Annotated in this window: 11 protein-coding genes and 1 tRNA gene; 5 read left to right on the forward strand and 7 right to left on the reverse strand. The window is 66.5% G+C overall.

The genetic code is table 11. The features are described 5' to 3' along the window. Positions 1-298: 298 nt before the first annotated feature. The 4 genes from CH339_RS22555 to CH339_RS22570 all read right to left on the reverse strand — a co-directional run bounded on the left by CH339_RS22555 (position 299) and on the right by CH339_RS22570 (position 9,192). The gene (locus CH339_RS22555) at positions 299-2,029 is read right to left on the reverse strand and encodes an ABC transporter permease (protein WP_111436664.1); all 1,731 of its coding nucleotides are present in this window, start codon (positions 2,027-2,029) and stop codon (positions 299-301) included. Between the two features lie 238 nt (positions 2,030-2,267). Next, complete coding sequence (locus CH339_RS22560; RefSeq protein WP_111436665.1) at positions 2,268-4,262, reverse strand: TonB-dependent receptor domain-containing protein; 1,995 nt, start codon at positions 4,260-4,262, stop codon at positions 2,268-2,270. A gap of 123 nt (positions 4,263-4,385) precedes the next feature. Continuing rightward, complete coding sequence (locus CH339_RS22565) at positions 4,386-5,354, reverse strand: threonine dehydratase (RefSeq protein WP_111436666.1); 969 nt, start codon at positions 5,352-5,354, stop codon at positions 4,386-4,388. A gap of 136 nt (positions 5,355-5,490) precedes the next feature. Next, positions 5,491-9,192 (reverse strand): ATP-binding protein, encoded by a 3,702-nt coding sequence (locus tag CH339_RS22570; RefSeq protein ID WP_111436667.1) that lies wholly within the window; start codon positions 9,190-9,192, stop codon positions 5,491-5,493. Between the two features lie 286 nt (positions 9,193-9,478). Here CH339_RS22570 and CH339_RS22575 point away from each other — a divergent pair, with 286 nt between their 5' ends. From CH339_RS22575 to CH339_RS22585, 3 genes are all read left to right on the forward strand, one after another. After that, positions 9,479-9,865: a phasin family protein gene (locus CH339_RS22575; protein WP_111436668.1), complete on the forward strand. Its 387-nt coding sequence runs from the start codon at positions 9,479-9,481 to the stop codon at positions 9,863-9,865. A gap of 301 nt (positions 9,866-10,166) precedes the next feature. Beyond that, a complete protein-coding gene (locus CH339_RS22580; RefSeq protein ID WP_111436669.1) occupies positions 10,167-10,643 on the forward strand; it encodes a phasin in 477 nt (158 codons plus the stop codon). Positions 10,644-10,846: 203 nt separating this feature from the next. Beyond that, a tRNA-His gene (locus CH339_RS22585) sits at positions 10,847-10,923 on the forward strand. A 313-nt stretch (positions 10,924-11,236) separates the two neighbouring features. Here the strand turns inward: CH339_RS22585 and CH339_RS22590 are convergent. Together CH339_RS22590 and CH339_RS22595 are read right to left on the reverse strand one after the other, a co-directional pair. Then, positions 11,237-12,130 carry a hypothetical protein gene (locus tag CH339_RS22590; RefSeq protein WP_111436670.1) on the reverse strand — a complete coding sequence of 298 codons (894 nt, stop codon included), beginning with the start codon at positions 12,128-12,130 and terminating at the stop codon, positions 11,237-11,239. Positions 12,131-12,255: 125 nt separating this feature from the next. After that, on the reverse strand, positions 12,256-13,839 hold the full coding sequence (locus tag CH339_RS22595) for a bifunctional aminoglycoside phosphotransferase/ATP-binding protein (RefSeq protein ID WP_111436671.1): 1,584 nt from the start codon (positions 13,837-13,839) through the stop codon (positions 12,256-12,258). A 161-nt stretch (positions 13,840-14,000) separates the two neighbouring features. Here CH339_RS22595 and CH339_RS22600 point away from each other — a divergent pair, with 161 nt between their 5' ends. Together CH339_RS22600 and CH339_RS22605 are read left to right on the forward strand one after the other, a co-directional pair. Then, complete coding sequence (locus CH339_RS22600) at positions 14,001-14,378, forward strand: hypothetical protein (RefSeq protein ID WP_111436672.1); 378 nt, start codon at positions 14,001-14,003, stop codon at positions 14,376-14,378. A 716-nt stretch (positions 14,379-15,094) separates the two neighbouring features. Next, positions 15,095-16,765: a thiamine pyrophosphate-binding protein gene (locus CH339_RS22605; protein WP_111436673.1), complete on the forward strand. Its 1,671-nt coding sequence runs from the start codon at positions 15,095-15,097 to the stop codon at positions 16,763-16,765. A gap of 56 nt (positions 16,766-16,821) precedes the next feature. Here CH339_RS22605 and CH339_RS25015 read toward each other — a convergent pair. Then, positions 16,822-17,016: hypothetical protein (locus CH339_RS25015; protein ID WP_210207390.1), on the reverse strand; the 195-nt coding region annotated here is incomplete at its 5' end.

A 17,016-nucleotide genomic window follows, 5' to 3' on the forward strand; every position in this document is an offset into this window, starting at 1 on the left:
CGGAAGGTCTGCGAGCAGGTGCCGTGGTGGCGGTAAAAGGCCCCGACCGTGGCAAAGGCCGACGACCGGCCGGCCTTCACCTCCTCATACTCCCTGATCAGGAAACGCCACTTCTGAACATAGTTCCGTTCAATCGTCCGGTCATAGCTGTTATCGCGCATGGGTCGCTCCTTTCCGCAATCCCATCAGCGAATATCTGAACTCGCACAATTGCGAGCGCAGCGAAGCAATCCAGGGGCCCTTGTCACGAACGTATGCTATTTCAGGCGCTTAGAGCGGGCGGTCTTGTCGTCTCCGCTCAGGCGCCGGCACGCTCGCGCCGGGCCGCCTTGCGGTCGCGGAAGGTGGAGGAGCTGGTGCGGGCAAGGAAGATGACGGGCAGCAGCCCGACGGCGACGATGGCAAGCGCCGCCACCGCCCCGCGCTCGAACGCTTCCTGGGAGGCGGCAGCATAAACCGTCGTCGACAGGGTCTCGAAGTTGAAGGGGCGCAACAGGATCGTCGCCGGCAGCTCCTTCATGCATTCCACGAACACCAGCATGGAGGCCGTCGCCAGCGCCGGCTTGATCATCGGCATGTGGATTTCAACGAGGCTGCGCGCCGCCGTACGCCCGAGCGCCCGCGACGCCATGTCGAGGTTCGGCGAGACTTTTTGCAGGCCGCTCTCAAGGGTGCCGAAGGCAACCGCCAGGAACCGCGTCGCGTAACCATAGACGATGACGGCGCCGGAGCCGGTGAGGAGCAGACCGGTGGAGATGCCGAAGGTCGCGCGCATGGTGCCGTCGAGGAAATTGTCGAAGGCAGCGCTCGGAATGAGGATGCCGACGGCCAGCACCGTGCCGGGCACTGCATAGCCGATGGTGGAGAACCGGGCGATCGTGTGGATCAGCCGGTTCCGTCGGAGCCTCAGCGTATAGGCGACGAGGAGGCCGGTCAGAACGGTCAGCACCACGGCGGCGAGCGACAGGCCGATGCTGTTCACGACGGCGGAGAGGAACCCCGGCGCGCTGAGCTGTTCCAGCCGCCGCGAGGCGACGTCGGCAAGGACGCTCGCCGGAACCAGGAAGCCGAGGACGATGGGCGCCGAACAGGCGAGGATCGCGAGTGCCGCCTTCCAGCCGGTGAGCCGGTAGTTCGGCAGCATCCGGTAGCGGCTGGAGGTCTGGTGGTAGCGCTGGTGCCGGCGCGCGAAGCGCTCCAGCCAGATCAAAAGGAACACGATGACGAGCATCGCCGTCGCCATCTGTGCGGCGCCGGCAAGGCTGCCCCGGTTGAGCCAGGTGTCGTAGATCGAAAAGGTCAGCGTCTTGACGCCGAGATGCTCCACCGCGCCGATGTCGTTGAGGCATTCCATCATCGCCAGCGTCACGCCGACGGCGATCGCCGGGCGGGCAAGCGGCAGGGCGACGGACGAAAACAGGCGCAGCGGATTGGCGCCGAGGGTGCGCGCCACATCGAGGGCGCAGGCCGACTGCATCAGGAACATCGCCCGCGTCGTCAGGTAGACGTAAGGGTAGAGCACCATGCCCATGACGAAGACGGCGCCCGGCAGCGAGCGGATTTCCGGGAACCAGTAGTCGCGGGCGCTGGTAAAGCCGAAGACGGCGCGGATCGTCGTCTGGATCGGTCCCGTGACGTCCATCGCCTCCACATAGGTGTAGGCGACGATGTAGGTGGGGACGGCGAGCGGGAGAAGCAGCGCCCAGTCGAACAGGCGCCTGCCGGGAAATCGGCACATGGTGACGAGCCAGGCCGTGGTGACGCCAACGGCGGTGACGACGCCGGCAACGCCGAGCATCAAAAGGGCGGTCGTGGAGATCGCCCGCGGCAACACGGTGGAGATCAGGTGCGCCCAGACCTCGCCGGCCGGCGTCAGCGAGATGACGACCAGCGCCAGGATCGGCAACAGCGCGAAGAAGGAAATGACGCTGACGAGGACGGTCCAGGCAACGTCGCCGCCAAGGCGCGGGCCGGGCGTCCGGCCGGCCGCAGCCGGTGCGCCGTCGAGGGCAGGGGCAGCAAAGCTCATGGCCGCACGTCCCGCCGGCCGGCGGGGAGCCGGACCGGCGGTGCCGTAATGCGGGTGGCGATCGAAGCAGATAGGTGCCCTGTTACGGGCATGCTCTCCAGTCTCCCACTGCCGCACCGCCCCAGGTGCGACCAATTGGCATTTGCAGTATGAGATCTGGATATCACCGGTGAACCGATACGGTCAATAAACCTTACGGACCAGAACCCGGCTGGATCAAGGGGGCGGGAAAAAATCGTCAGAACGTCACCGAGCCGCGGACCCAGACGGTGCGGCCGGGCATGTTGACGCTGTAGCGGTCCGGATCGCCGATATCGACGCGGTCGATATGCTCCCGGTAATTCTTGTCGAAGAGGTTTTCGACGCCGACGGAGACCTCGGCGAATTTTGTCGGCCGGAGAGAGGCAAAGAGGTCGACGGTGGCAAAGCCGTCCGTTTCCTGGTCGTCCTCGCCGCTGCCGGTCAGCGGGTCGAGGTCGGCGCGGTCCTGCTTGGCGACGGCGCGCAGCCGCCCGCCGACGCTCCAGATCTCTTCGGCGTATTCCAGCGTCATCTGGCCTTCCAGCGGCGGGATCTGGGCGAGCGGCCGGTCGTCCTCGGTGTTGTGGCCGTGCACATATTGCGACCACAGGCCGAGCTTCCAGCCCGGCGCGAAACGCCAGTCGAAGGCGGCGGCAACGGCAAGGATGCGCGCATCGGCGTTGCGGTAGATGTTGGAGCCGTCGGAGATCAGCACGCCGTCCTGGCCGCGGGCCTTGTCGCGGATGATGAAGTCCTCGACGAAATCGGCATAGCCGCCGAGGCCGAAGCCGTAAGGGCCGCGGGCGATCTTGATGCCGGCCGCGATCTTGTGGTGGGCCTCCGGATCGATCTCCGGATTGCCGGCCCAGGTCTTGAAGCCGCCGGGCGTTCCCGGAGGGCCGACCCAGCTCGACAGGAACCGCTCGTGCATGTCGGCCGTGCGCATATAGCGGCCGGCCTCCACGAACCACTGAGCGGCCTCGCCTTCAGAGGCCTCAAGGAAGTCGCGCTCGTAGCGCAGCGAGCCGGAAAAATTGTTCTCCGCCGCCGGATCGCTTCCCGTCACCCCGTAGGTCTGCATCCATTGCTGGTTCGAGGTCAGCGGCGCGCCGGGCGGGCGGCCCGATTGCACCTCATTGGCCTTGGCGGCCTCGCCCTCGACCCGGTCGTATTGCGCCCAGAGCTTCAGCCGCTGGCTGGCGGTCAGCGCCAGCGCGCCCTCGTAGATCACGCTGTACTGGGTGATCGTGGCATCGGCGAAATTGAGGTTCTGCTTGGCCAGAGACCCGAGCACCGGATGGTCACGGTAGCGTGTGGCGTAGCGGTTCTCGTCGCGGAAGCCGAAGCCGAACATGTTCTGCAAGCGTCCGGTGCGGGTGCCGAGCAGGATCCTCGCCTCGTGCTCGCGGTTGTCGAGCAAGACCCGCCCCTTCGGCGTGCCGGGCGTCAGGGTGCGCAGCACAAAATTCTCGTTGCGCCGGTCGATTTCGCGAAGGAGCCCGTCGACGGCCACCTTGTTGATGAGGGTGTCGTTGTCGTCATAGCGGTAGGTCAGCGTGCCATAGACGATGTCGAGCTTCGGCGTGTCGACGGGGGCGGTGGCGAACAGGATATCGCGGCGGTCGACGACACCGCCCGACAGCAGAAACTTGTGCGCCGGCGAGAGATAGCCGATGGCGCCGTTGGCCACCCGCTTGGTCTCGCCGAAGCGAACCGTCTTGCCGGCGCCGTCCTCATAGGACCCGGATTCCTCGGCATAGGTCATGGCACGAAAGAGCACGCCGTCGACGAGTGCCGAGCCGCCGGCGAAGGCCTCGCGGCGATCGCAATTGCCGGTGTAGGCGGTGCCGATCTTGCCGTGGACGCCGGGGCGTGCCTTGAGGCCGGGATTGGCGTTGGCCGGAACGAAGGTGCCCTTGGGGCCGCCGAAATAGTGACCGCAGCGGGACAGGTCGTAGCGCGGCACGTTGCGAAAGAGCCGTGTGTTGGTCGCCTCAAAGGTCAGGAACGGATAGTCGAAATCGGCCTTCTTGCGCGGCGGCGCTTTCTTTTTCGCGGCCGCAGATGCCGCCGTCGTCTCCGCGCTTGCCGGAGCTGCCTCCTCTGCCAGCACCGTGCCGGGCGCCAGCGCCACCAGTCCGGCAAGGACCATCGCCAGTCGTCTTGTCGCCACCATCATCACCCCGTCTGCCGCGCCGTCGGTCCACCCCATAAAATTGCAGGGCGCGGTTTAGCGGACGGGTGCATCCACCGGTATGACAGAGGTCAAATCCTTGCGATTAAGTCGCAAAGAGGGTCGCTTTGACGCGGCAACGGTGGGCAGGCAGCGGCGGCCTCAGACCGTCGGCACGCCGCCGGAGAGCACCTTTGCATAAAGGTCGCTGTCGAGATTCTGGCCGGAGAGGACCACGCCGACGGTCTTGCCCTTCAGCGCCTCCTTCTCGGCCATGACGGCTGCAAGCGGCACGGCGCCGGCGCCCTCGGCGACCGTGTGGGTGGCGGCGAAATAAAGCCGCATGGCATCGGCGACCTCATCGTCGGAGACCCGGGCGACGCGCGCGACGCCCTCCTTGATGATCGCAAAGGCCTCGGGCGAGGGCGTGCGGACCGCAACGCCGTCGGCGAAGGTGTTGGCGGTGTCGGTGGTGCGCCGCTCGCCGGCCTCGAAGGACTGCGCATAGGCGTCGGCCTTGTCGGAGACGACGCCGACGATCTCGGCCTTGTGGCCGAGGAGGTTGCGGGCCTGGATCATGCCGCAGATACCGGATCCGAGGCCGATCGGCACGAAGACGACGTCGAGATCGGGCGCGGCGGTCAGGAGCTCGTGGGAATAGGTGGCAACGCCGGCAACGAGGTCCGGGGCAAAGCTCGGCACCATCTCGTAGCCGAGGCTTTCGGCAAGCTCGGCCGCCTTCGGGATGGCCGCATCGAAATCGGCGCCGTGTTCCACGACGTCGGCGCCGAAGGCGCGCATCGCCGCGTTCTTTTCCTTGGAATTGCCCTCCGGCACGACGATGGTGCAGGCAACGCCCGCCCGGCCCGACGCATAGGCAAGGCTCTGGCCGTGATTGCCGCGGGTCGCCGAGACGATGCCCTTGACGTGCGGCCGCTCGCGCTTCAGCCGGTCGACATAGACGAGGCCGCCGCGCACCTTGAAGGCGCCGATCGGCGTCATGTTCTCGTGCTTGACGATGATGGTGGTGCCGGCGGCTTTCGCGAGCAGCGGCCATCGATAGGCGGGCGTCGGCGCCATCGCCTGGTAGACGACGTCGCGCGCGGCATCCAGTTGCGACTGTGTGAGCATTGCTGGCCCTTTCCCGGTCTATTTTAGAAGCCGGGCATAGACCATTTGCGACGCCGGGGAAATCGCCCCGGCCAAGAAAACGGCCCGGCGAGGCGGGGCATATCGCCCACCCCGCGCAAAGCCTTGAAGACCCGTGCTATTCGGCAAGCACCCGGGTCGTCGGGAAGCTGATTTCCACCAGCGTGCCGTTGCCGTGGTCGGAGGTGATGGCAAAGCTCGCCCGGTTCGCTTCCGCCAGCGCTTTCGTCAGCGGCAGGCCGAGGCCGGTGCCGCCGCTGAAGCGCGAGGTGTGGAGCTGGCGGAACGGCTCCAGCGCCATCTCGATTTCCCGCTCGCTCATGCCGACGCCGGTATCGCGGACGCGGAGCGTCACCTCGCCATTGTCCTCCAGCGCGGTGGACACGATGACCTGGCCGCCCGGCGTGTTGAACTTGATGGCGTTGGACAGCAGGTTGAGCACGATCTGGCGCAGGCTCCTGGGATCGGCCACCACCTTCGGCACGGAGGCCGGCAGGCTGGTGCGGATGATGATCCGGGCGCGGTTGGCCTGCGGTTGCAAAAGCGCCACGCCCTCCTGGATGATATCGCCGGGCGAGACCGCCTCGAAGGACAGCTCCAGCTTTCCCGCCTCGATCTTGGACAGGTCCAGCAGATCGTTGACGAGGCTCATGATGTGCTCGCCGGAGGTGTGGATGTCGCGCAGATAGTCGCGGTAGCGGTCGTTGCCGATCGGCCCGAACCGCTCCTCCATCATCACTTCGGAAAAGCCGATGATGCCGTTCAGCGGCGTGCGGATCTCGTGGCTGATCTTGGCCAGGAAGTCCGACTTCTGGGACGAAGCGTCCTCAGCCTTGCGCTTCGACGCCGTCAGTTCCTCCTCGGCCTTCTTCCACTGGGTGATATCGCGCAGCACCGCGCAGTATTTGCGGTCGCCGCCATAGGCCGGCGCCGTGCCGGCCCGCTCCGAGGTGTCGTCGAGCCGGCCGACGGTCATGAACAGCGGGATCAGCCCGCCCTGGGCGGCAAGGCCGATGACTTCGCGGCCGTCATTGAGGAGGCTGGCAACGCCGTTCCGGGTCAGCCCGTCGAGATAGTCGGAGGCCGAGCGCCGGCTTTCCGGGGCGAGGAACTGCACCAGCCGGCGGCCGATCATCGCCTCCCGGTCGCTGCCGAAAAGCGCTTCTGCGCTGGCGTTGACGCCGAGGATGGTGCCGTCGCCGTCGAGGATCAGCGTGCCGTCGGTGGCGGTGTCGAGGATGGTCTCAAGTTCGCGGATGCGGTGCCGGGCGCTCGTCAGCTCCGGCGCTTCCGCCGCCCGTTCCGCAACGAGGCGCGGCTTGGAGCCCCCGGGCTCCTCCGCCGGGCGGAACGACATCATCAGCGCATTGCCGTCGTTCCAGGGCACGGCATGGAGCCGGGCCATCACCGAGACGAGGTTGTCATCGCGGCGGCGCAGGCGCACATAGCGATCCGCCGGCCCGCCGCCGTCGGTCTCCGACTGGCTTTCGGCTTCCTCGCCGGGGCCGACGATGATGGCGTCGAGCCCGCCGGCCTCGTCGAGGTCGTCGATGCTGTCATAGGCGATGAGGTCGAGCATCGGCTGGTTGGCGTAGATCACCGTCTGGTCGCGGGCGATCAGCACGCCGACGGGCAGCCGGTCGAGCAGGCTCGGATCGATCTGGCGCGGCTTGTAGGAGGCAAAGGCGGAGGGCAGGGGAACGACGTTTTCCGCCTCCGCGCCGTCGGTCTTCAGCACCGTTTCGGCGACCTCGTCGTCGTCGCCTTCCAGCCGGGCGCCGAGCGCATCGGCGATCTGGCGGAACGCCTGCAGTTCGGGCTTCGACAGCAGCGGCGCGCTCGGCGTGGTGCGCAGCAGCGCCGGCGGCTCGTCCCGCGGCACATTGGCAAAGACGTCTGCTTCCCGGTCGGACAGGTCCTCGTCCGGTTCCCCGGCAAAAGGCCCCGGTTCGGTCTCCGGCTGGGTGGCCGTTTCGCCTTCGGACGCTGCCGTCGCCGCGGTTTCCGTCATCGCGTCCTCTTCGGCGGCTGCTTCCGGTTCCGGCGCGTCGGGCGTGTCGCCGACGGAGGATTGGATCTGCCGGGCGATTTCGTCCATCGCCCCGCTCGCAAGGCCGGCGGCCGTTCCGCTCGCGTTTTCCGCCGTCGCGGTCGCGCCCGTGTCGGCATCCTCGGCGTCGGGGGTCAAGGTGCTGTCCGGAGCGTCGGGCGCATCCGGCACGTCGCTGGCGATCCCCTCGCCGAGATGGCGTCCGGTCGCAAGCGGGTCGAATTCGGCTTCCGCCGTCCGGCAGACGCCGAAGCCGCGATAGCCTTCGAATTCGCGGCCGCGGCCGAAGGCGGGAAGGGCGGCTAGGTCGACGGGGACGCGAAGGTCCGTGCCCTCCACCGGCCAGTCGACGGTGATGCCGCTCCAGGTGTCCTTGCCGGCAATCGCGGCCGCGATCTCGTCGGATCTGGCGAGCCGGTAGCGCTCGGCGACCTGCGGCCAGGTGCGGTCGACGACCCTGGCGGCGGCCGGGCCGACGGCGTCGGCGAATTCGTGGCTGATGAAGGTGAAGGTGCCGTCCGCGTCCATCTGCCAGACGAAGCGGTGGGGCCGCTCCCGGTGCTTGAAGGTGAAGTCGGTGTCCTCGGATGTGTCTTCCGTGCCGGCGGGGACCGGTCCCGCAGGGACGGCCGCGTCTTCATCTGCGGCGACGGCTTCGGCCGGTTCCTCGCCGGACATCGTTGCTTCAGCGACATCGGCCGGCGGCACGACATCGCCATCCGGTGCGTCCGCGGCCACGACCGTCTCGGCAACGCCGTCGTCGACGACGAAATCCGGCACGTCCGCGGTGTCGCCGTCCGTTTCCGCGTCGGTGGCCTCGGAAGCGAATTCAGGGGCCTCGTCAGTGGCGTTCTCATCGGGCACCGGTGCGGTACCGCCGGCCGTTGCCGGCGCGGCCATTGTCTGCTGCACCATTGCCGGCAGGTCGGTCTTGCGCCCGCCCGTCGCTTCGGGAGCGTCGTCGCTGGCCCAGTCCTTCGGCAGCTTGGGCATTCCGTCGGGGTCCGGCTGCGCCGGATCGGCCGGCCGCCGGCCCTCGGGCATCGGCCGCACCGGCACGCCGGGCCAGGCCGCGGCGATCGATGCGTTCTGCGGCGACAGGGCAGGGGCGTCGCCGGGCACCGACAGAAACGCGATGGCCTTGCCCGTGTCGCCGAGCCGCGAGATCAGCATCCGCCGGCCCGAAAAGGCGCCCGCGAGCGGGGTCGCCGCCGTCGCGCCGTGGGAAAGGGCGCTGCCGACGGCCGCGGCAACGGTATCGGGAATGTCGTCGGCGGCTGCAAAGCCGGGCCCTGCGGCAACGATCCCGCCGTCTGCGTCGAGGACGGCGGCGCACAGGCCGCTGCCGCCGAGGACGACGCAATCGTCGGAAAGCCGCTCCTCGGCGTCGTCCTCTGCATCGATCATCTCGTTGAGCCCGATGCCGAGGACGACAGGGTCCGCGTCGGCCCGGTGGTCGATGATCGTGCACAGGACCGGCGTGCTGACCCCCGTCATGCCGCGATAGAGGCGAAGCTGGACGATTTTCGGCCGTTCCGCGCCGCTTGTCGCAACGCGTGCGATGTGGCCGGCAACGCCGCCGCGGGAAAAGTCGCGCCGGGCAAGATCGGCAAGCGTGCGCGCCCTGAAGAAGCGGGCACCGGCCGCATTGGCCCACAGAACGCTGCGACCGCTGGCGTCCCACAGCCAGACCGGGCGCGCATCGCCGAAATGGCTGCCGATGCGCGGATCTCTGAGGAACTCGATAAGCTGTGCGGCGGATATACTCATACGTTTCGGTCCGTCATGGCACGGCCGGCCCGGTCTGTTCGGGTCGCGGGCGGCGGGCGTCGGCCCCGGTGTCCTTTAATACTTTGTTAATATATAGTATTCCCGATCGCGTCCATCATCGGACCCGGTAACGGGCGGCAAGATTGTCGACAGGGTAAACGCCGTCCATGTCGGGAGATTTATGTTGCAGTGCAGCATTTTCGTTGATAGGTTGCGGCCACGTCGGGCGACCATCGAAAACAAGAACGCGCCCGGCGACGGATTCACCGCTTGGGAGTAACCGCAAATGGCAACCAAAAAACCGACCGGCTTCGAGATGCCGGATCAGTTTCGGCAGATGGCCGAAGGCAACGTCAAGCAGGCCCAGCAGGCCTTTGACGAGATGATGTCGGCGATGCAGAAGGCCGTGACGACGGTGGAATCCTCCGCCTCCACGGTGCAGACAGGCGCCCTCGATTTCAACAAGAAGGCGCTCGGCTATGCCGAGGAGAATGTCGCCAAGGCATTCGAATATGCGACGAAATCGCTTCAGGTCACCGACATGCAGGATCTGATGCAGCTCCAGAACGAGTTCCTGCGCACGCAGATGACCGCGCTCGGCGAACAGGCTCGCGATCTCTCCGATGCGGTCACCAAGACCGCCACGGAGGCAACCAAGAGCAGCGACAAGTAAGCGCCCGTTGCATCGTTCAGAAAGCCAAAAGGCCGGTTCCCGCCGGCCTTTTTTGCGTTCCGGTCCTGAGGCTCTCGGCTATCCCCTTCAGAATACGCGGATTTTGTTGCAGCGCAAAAAAATATTGCAATGCAGCAAAAAGCTCCCTATATTGGTTCGCAGAGTTGAGGGGCGGACTTTCTGCCAGTTCCGGTAAACGGCGCCGACATGGATCGGACGGCCGCAGGAGCCGGGCAGGAAGCGCAGTTTCCCATTCGTTCCGCGCGGATCACCTGGCGACGGACAACCGAGGAGAAAGACAATGGCCACCACCGAAAAGACCACCAAGACCGCTGCCAAGGCGACCGAAGACACCTTCGCCATCGGCAATATGGGCACCATGGAAGTCCCGACCGCCATGCGCGAGATGGCCGAAAAGAGCGTGACTCAGGCGCGCGACGCCTACGACAAGTTCAAGACCGCGACCGAAGACGCGACCGGCATGATGGAGGACTCCTACGAGACCTCCCGCCAGAACGCCGTCGAGTTCAATCGCAAGGCGATCGACCTGGTCAAGGAGAACACGGCCGCGACGTTCGACTTCTTCAAGGACCTGCTCGGCGCCAAGTCGATGGCCGAAGCGATCGAGCTGCAGACCGGCTTTGCCCGCAAGCAGTTCGAGACCGCCGGTTCCCAGGTCAAGGACATGCAGGAACTGATGACCAAGGCCGCGACCGACGCCTCGCAGCCCTTCAAGGAAGTGGTCGAGAAGTCCTTCAAGAACATCAAGGTCGCTTAAGCTTCCTCCCACGACCTGATGTTTGACTGGCGCCCGGTGCACTGCACCGGGCGTTTTTTTGTTGTTTTTCGTGGGCGGTAGGGTGCCTGATTCGGGCCGCGCCCGGCGCCTCCGCAAGGGATTTCGAACGGGCGTCGGATTGCCGTGATGCCCTCTTGAAAAGGCGGCGGTTTCTCCATATTGTCCGCCAACGTTTCGCCTGTGCAGCTGTAGCTCAGTTGGTTAGAGCGCCGGATTGTGGATCCGGAGGTCGTAGGTTCGACCCCTACCAGCTGTACCATTTTCCCAGAATTTGCCGGTTTTTCGCTGCGCCGTCGCTGTTTGCGGCGGCGGTCCGCGGATTGTGCGTAGACCGCGTACGCATCATAAAAGTTGCATAAATAGCACATATCCCTTGGTAGAAATACCAAGTGCTTTTTGGGGAGTATCGAGGCAGCGCCGAATACGCTATTGTTCCCTTGCATGCTGGAGGACTTAAGGCGTGTTGAACGACGTTGGCTCTCGTGGCCCGCCGTTCAACACGCCTTCTTTTATGTGCAAACGCCTTATGGTGGCGCGCGCCTGAGGCCTCAACCGGACGTCTCGGCGGCCTCTCAGAATCGGTAGCCGGCCTCGTCGAGGAATGCTTTGAGGGCGTCGGGGAAGGGAACCGAGACCTGGTCTTCCGGCTTGCAGCTCTCCATCGGCTGGCCCGTGCGGCAGATGTCGTATCCCTCGTCCTGGGGCGCCTTTTCATAGGCCGCCAGCATCGCCTGCCAGGCGTCCTTGCCTTCGCCGACGAGGGACTTCTGCGCCACCCAGCCGGCATAGAAGCCGGCGGCGAACTCGCCGTTGCGGTCGGCGGCCCAGCCCTCCATCGCCTTGATCCAGGTCCGGTGCTTCTTTTCGAACCGCTTGTCGCGGGTGACGTCGACAGGCTTGCCGTCCCGGATGGCGAGGATCTTCAGCGGCGCGGCGCTGCAGGCATAGCAGTCGAAGGCATAGAGGAAGCGGTTGTCGATGATCACCAGTTCGCCGGTGCCGTCGCCGTCGGCGTCCTCCAGGTAGTCGCCGCCGCCGTCCCAGTCGCCGATCATATGCGCCGTCCATTTGCCGGCCTTGTCGGCGCTGGCGACGATCACCCGCGTGCAGCAATGGGCGCCGCCGGAATAGCTTGAAAAGACGACTTCGGGCGTCCCGTTGCCCGGGTCCATCTCGGCGATCTCGGCCGCGCCCTGGCGCCAGTCGGAGCCGGCCGACACGCCCTCGGTGCGCAGCACCGTGCGCCCGTCGACGATCACTTCCAGGAGCGGCACCACCTCCGTGGCGCCACCGCTGATCTGCGGCTCGGCGAGGACACGCGCGGTGATGCCGCCGGCGCTGACCTCGACCTTTTCGTGCTCGTCGTCGAGTTCGGCCCGGGGAAAGCTGGTTTCCGCCACCGCGGATGCGGCGATGGATAGGCCGGCAAGTCCGGCGATGACGGCCGAGAGAATCTTTGCGCGCATGTCTTATGAGCCCCCGCTCGTTCCCACCGTCGGTGCGGCACGGCATGCCGACGCCGTCGGCCGCCATTCCCGATCCGGTGCATTTTCCGGCGACTATATCGGCAGCGCGCGCCGGCGTCATCGCCTTAAACGGCGGCCGGCGTCGCCTGTCGAAGCGCCTGGCGGGCGAGCGCGACGGCATTCTCGGTGCCGCCGGAGGCATCGACCCGTGCCCAGGTGATGGTGCCGAGGTCATAGGTGAGCTGGCGTTTCACCACCGAGACGTCGGCGTCCGAGGCATCGCCGGTGCGTGCCTCGACGCGGGCAAAGAGCGTCTCGGCAGGCGCTTCCAGCCACAGCCCGGTGAACGGGACCTCTACTGCATCGGCGATTCGTTCGGCGGCCGCGCGCTCCGCCGGCATGGAAAACACCGCATCGAGGACCACCGACTGGCCGGCGGCGAGCGCCGTGCGCGCCTTGGCGATGATCCGGTGATAGACCTCGTGGGTGACCTCCAGCGTGTACGCGTCCTCCGGCAGGTGGTCGGTCTCCGCAATGCCGAACAGGTCCTTGCGCTCGATGTCGGAGCGCAGCACCAGCGCGCCCGGCGCCCGGTCGAGGTCCGGCGCCAGGGCCGCGGCAATCGTCGACTTGCCGGTGCCGGAGAGCCCGCCGACGGCGTAGAGCCGCGGCGGCGCCGGGTCCATCAGCGTCCGGGCGAGGGCGAAATAATCGGCCGCGCGGGCCGATGCGCCGGCAAAGACGTCACCCTCAAGGTGCGCCAGCCGGGAGGCCGTCACCATCGCCCTTATGCCGGCCCGCAGCGCCATGAAAAAGGGAAGGGCGGCCAGCGCCTCGAAATGGTCCGGGTCCGGCCGGTGCGCGAGATAGCGGCAGAGCATCCGGTTGGCGGCCCGGCGGTCGCCGCGCTCCCACAAATCCATCAACAGGAAGGCGAGGTCGTAGAGCACGTCGTTGGTGGCGATCGCGTCGTCGAACTCGATGGCATCGAACAGCACCGGCGTACCCTCGAAGCAGGCGATGTTGCCGAGATGGCAGTCGCCGTGGCAGAGCCGGATATGGCCGAGCCGCCCGCGCTGCTCGATCAGCGGCGTCAGGCGCTGAAGCGCGTCCTCCATGGAATGCGACAGGGCGTGGACCTGGCCGATGTCGAAGAGGTCCGGCCATTCCTTGAAGCCGGTCTCGTTGTTGGCGATGTAGCCGGCCAGGCTTTTCAGCCACGGCGCGGCCTCGCGCTGCGGCGCCCGCTCGTGGGAGGCCGCGATCCGCGCGACCAGATTGTCGACCAGCCGGTCGCTGAGCGGGCCGTGCTCGGCGATGCGATCGAGGGTTTCGGTTTCGTCGAAGCGGTTCATCCGGACCGCCCAGGCAACGGCCTTGCCGTCGCCGCCGATGGCGAGCCCGCCATCCGGCTTGCGGGTGATGGCGACCACGTCGCGGTAGATCTCCGGCGCGTTGTCGCGGTTGACCTCGATCTCCCTCAAACAGGCCCGATGGCGTTTTTCCAGTGTCGAAAAATCGAGATAGGGGTAGCGCACGGCGCGCTTGATCTTCAGCACCTGGTCGCCGGCAAGGAACACCATGGCGGCGTGGGTGTCGATCCGTCGCACGGCCTGCGAAATCCCGTAGGTCTTCGGGTCCTGGAGGAATGCGACGATCTCGCCCTGGTCTTCGACGACGTGATGGCCGTGCCGGGTGTTGTTGCTCATTGCACGTTTCCCCATCTGTTGAAGACGGTGGACTCTGCCCCCGCGACCTGCATTGTTGCCGTCACAAATCCGTTGACGGATGTCGCTCCGGTAGAGTTCGATTGCGACAGCACGTTGAATCTGTTCAGCATAAGTTGAAAGCCGTGTGGGGAAGTGACGCCATGGAACATCTCGGACTGAAAAAGATCAGGTTGAATCTCGCCCGCACCAAGGAGCACCCGGGCGGGTCGGCCCTGCACGGCTACGAGTTTATCGCTCCCCTCGATGATAACGGTCACATCGATCCCGTCGAATGGAAAAAGCAGCGCATGCATTGCCGCGTTCGCCGATTCTGGGGTGACGAGGAGGAGGATCTCGGCCATCTGGTCCACCGCCGCGGCGGAAGCTGGGCCTTTCACTACGACATCGACGGCGACGAGGATGACGAGGCCGGCTACAAGTTCGGCGAACACCCGTTCCAGCCCGGCGAATACGTCTCCATCCGCGACGAGGACGGCGACCTTTACACTTTCCAGGTCGTCACCGTCGTCGACGTCTGAGGCCGGCCGGCGCGTGCTGGCACCGTCTGCGTCAAGCGGTCACAGGACGGCAAAACCGGTATCCTGCCCGCCGCCATGCGGGGACGGATAATGCGACCGTGGTGTCGTGCAACGGCCCGGCGGCGCGCCAGGGAAAACCCGGAAAACTCCGCATTTCAACAGAGGCTCCGGCATTCCGGCCCGTGGCGTAGTTGCGCGTCCTGATTGAAGTTTTCTAGACTACCATCCGCCTCTTCTGTGCGGCTCCGCAGGGGCTGCCGACCACGGTCATTGACAAAGATCAAAGCAACCGCGGGGCCATTCGGGAAGATGGTATCGATATTAGGCCGACGCCGATGGGGTAACGCTCGTCCGGTCGGCTGTGAGGTTTGAAGGAGAGAAGACGACAGAACGCGAACGGCAGGACAAGGACCGGTACCTGGTCGAGCGCTCCGACAGGCCTTGAAGCGGTTGTCCGCTGCCGGTCGAAGCCGATCCCGAAAGTGCCCGGGCCGCCCGCATCGCGATCGCGTCGAAATCCTGAGCTTTAAAGCTTCCCCCCTTGTGTCGCTCCAATTGAGCAACACACTGCCGCGTCCCTAGTGGGCGCGGCATTTTTTTTGATTTGTCGCCGTTTTCCGCTCGGACACTTGCGCGTCGGCGCCGCCCCGCGTAAGCCCGGACGATCCCCTCCCGATCCCCCTTCCAGTGAGAGACCATCGGACATGAGTGCGAATATGCGGACCGGCGGCGAGCTTGTTGTGGACGCCCTTGTCGCCAACGGCGTCGACCGGGTGTTCTGCGTCCCGGGCGAGAGCTACCTGGCGGTGCTCGACGCCCTTTACGACACGGAGATCGCCGTCACGGTCTGCCGCCAGGAGGGCGGCGCGGCGATGATGGCCGAGGCCGACGGCAAGATGACCGGCCGACCCGGCATCTGTATGGTGACCCGCGGCCCCGGCGCCACCAACGCCGCCTCCGGCGTCCATGTGGCACGTCAGGATTCCACGCCGATGATTCTCCTCGTTGGCCAGATCGCCCGCGACCAGCGCGACCGCGAGGCCTTCCAGGAGGTCGACTACCGGCAGATGTTCGGCGGCATCGCCAAATGGGTGGCCGAGATCGACCAGGCCGAGCGGGTGCCCGAATATATGGCCCGCGCCTTCACCGTGGCGATGTCAGGCCGGCCTGGCCCGGTGGTGCTCGCCCTGCCGGAAGACATGCTGCGCGAACTGGCGCCCGGCAAGACCGTCCCGGCCGCCTGCCCGGTGGAAGTCTCGCCCGGATCCTCGCAGATGGAGGCGGTGGCGGTGACGCTGGCAACGGCCGAGCGGCCGATCGTCATTGCCGGCGGCGCGCGCTGGAGCGAGGCGGGCCGCGCGGCCCTGCAGCGCTTTGCCGAGCGCTTCGACCTGCCGGTCGCCTGTTCCTTCCGCCGCCAGCACCTCTTCGACCATGCCCACCCGAACTATGCCGGCGACGTCGGCCTCGGCATCAATCCCAAGCTTGCCGAACGCATCAAGAGCGCCGACGTGGTCATCCTGATCGGCGGGCGCATGTCGGAAACGCCGAGCCAGGGCTACACGCTCTTCGACGTGCCCCTGCCGCACCAAACGCTGATCCACATCCATCCCGATGCCGGCGAGCTCGGCCGGGTCTACATGCCGGCGATGGCGATCAACGCCAGCCCGGACGCCGCAGCCGGCGCCCTCGACAAGCTGGTGCCCCCGGCCGCCCGCGACATCTGGAAGGCGGCGACCCGGGCCGCCAATGGCGACTATCTGGAATGGTCGAGCCCGCCGGAGAAGATCCCCGGCGACGTCCAGCTCGGCGCCATCGTCGCAAAGCTCCGCGACGACCTGCCGGCCGACACGATCGTCACCAACGGTGCCGGCAACTACGCCACCTGGATCCACCGCTTCTGGCGCTTCCGCAAGTTCGGCACCCAGCTCGCCCCGACCTCCGGCTCCATGGGCTACGGCGTTCCCGCCGGCGTCGCCGCCAAGCTGCGCTATCCGGAGCGCACCGTCATCGCGATGGCCGGCGACGGCTGCTTCCAGATGACCGGCCAGGAATTCGCCACCGCCGTCCAGTACGGCGCCGCGCTGATCGTCGTCGTCGTCGACAACGGCATCTACGGCACCATCCGCATGCACCAGGAGCGCCATTATCCCGGCCGCGTGATCGGCACGGACGTCGGCAACCCGGACTTCGCCGCGCTCGCACGGGCCCATGGCGGCCACGGCGAGACCGTGACGACGACGGAGGAATTCGCCCCGGCGCTTGAGCGGGCGCAGGAAAGCGGCAAACCGGCCATCCTCCACGTCCGCATCGACCCGGAGGCGATCACGCCGGCAACGACCCTGTCGGCGATCAGGGCTGCGGCGGAGAAGGCGAAGGGGGCGTAGGCGCGACGGCCACAGCGCATCGCGCTGCTTGTTGAAACTCCGGCCGCGCCCCACCCTCAGCCGTCACCCCGGGCTCCGAGCCGGGGGCCATTGCCACCGTCCGCGCGGTATGTCGTCGCCGGTGCGCACCGCTTTCTGGATTGCTTCGCTGCGCTCGCAATGACGTTGAAATAATTAATGAATCCGTCATTACGAGGAGGCCGGTAGGCCGACGCGGCAATCCAGGAGACGGTCGCCACGGCATACCGTTT

Origin of the sequence: Rhodobium orientis (assembly GCF_003258835.1) — a bacterium.
In the GTDB taxonomy this organism is placed as follows: Bacteria; Pseudomonadota; Alphaproteobacteria; order Rhizobiales; family Rhodobiaceae; genus Rhodobium; species Rhodobium orientis.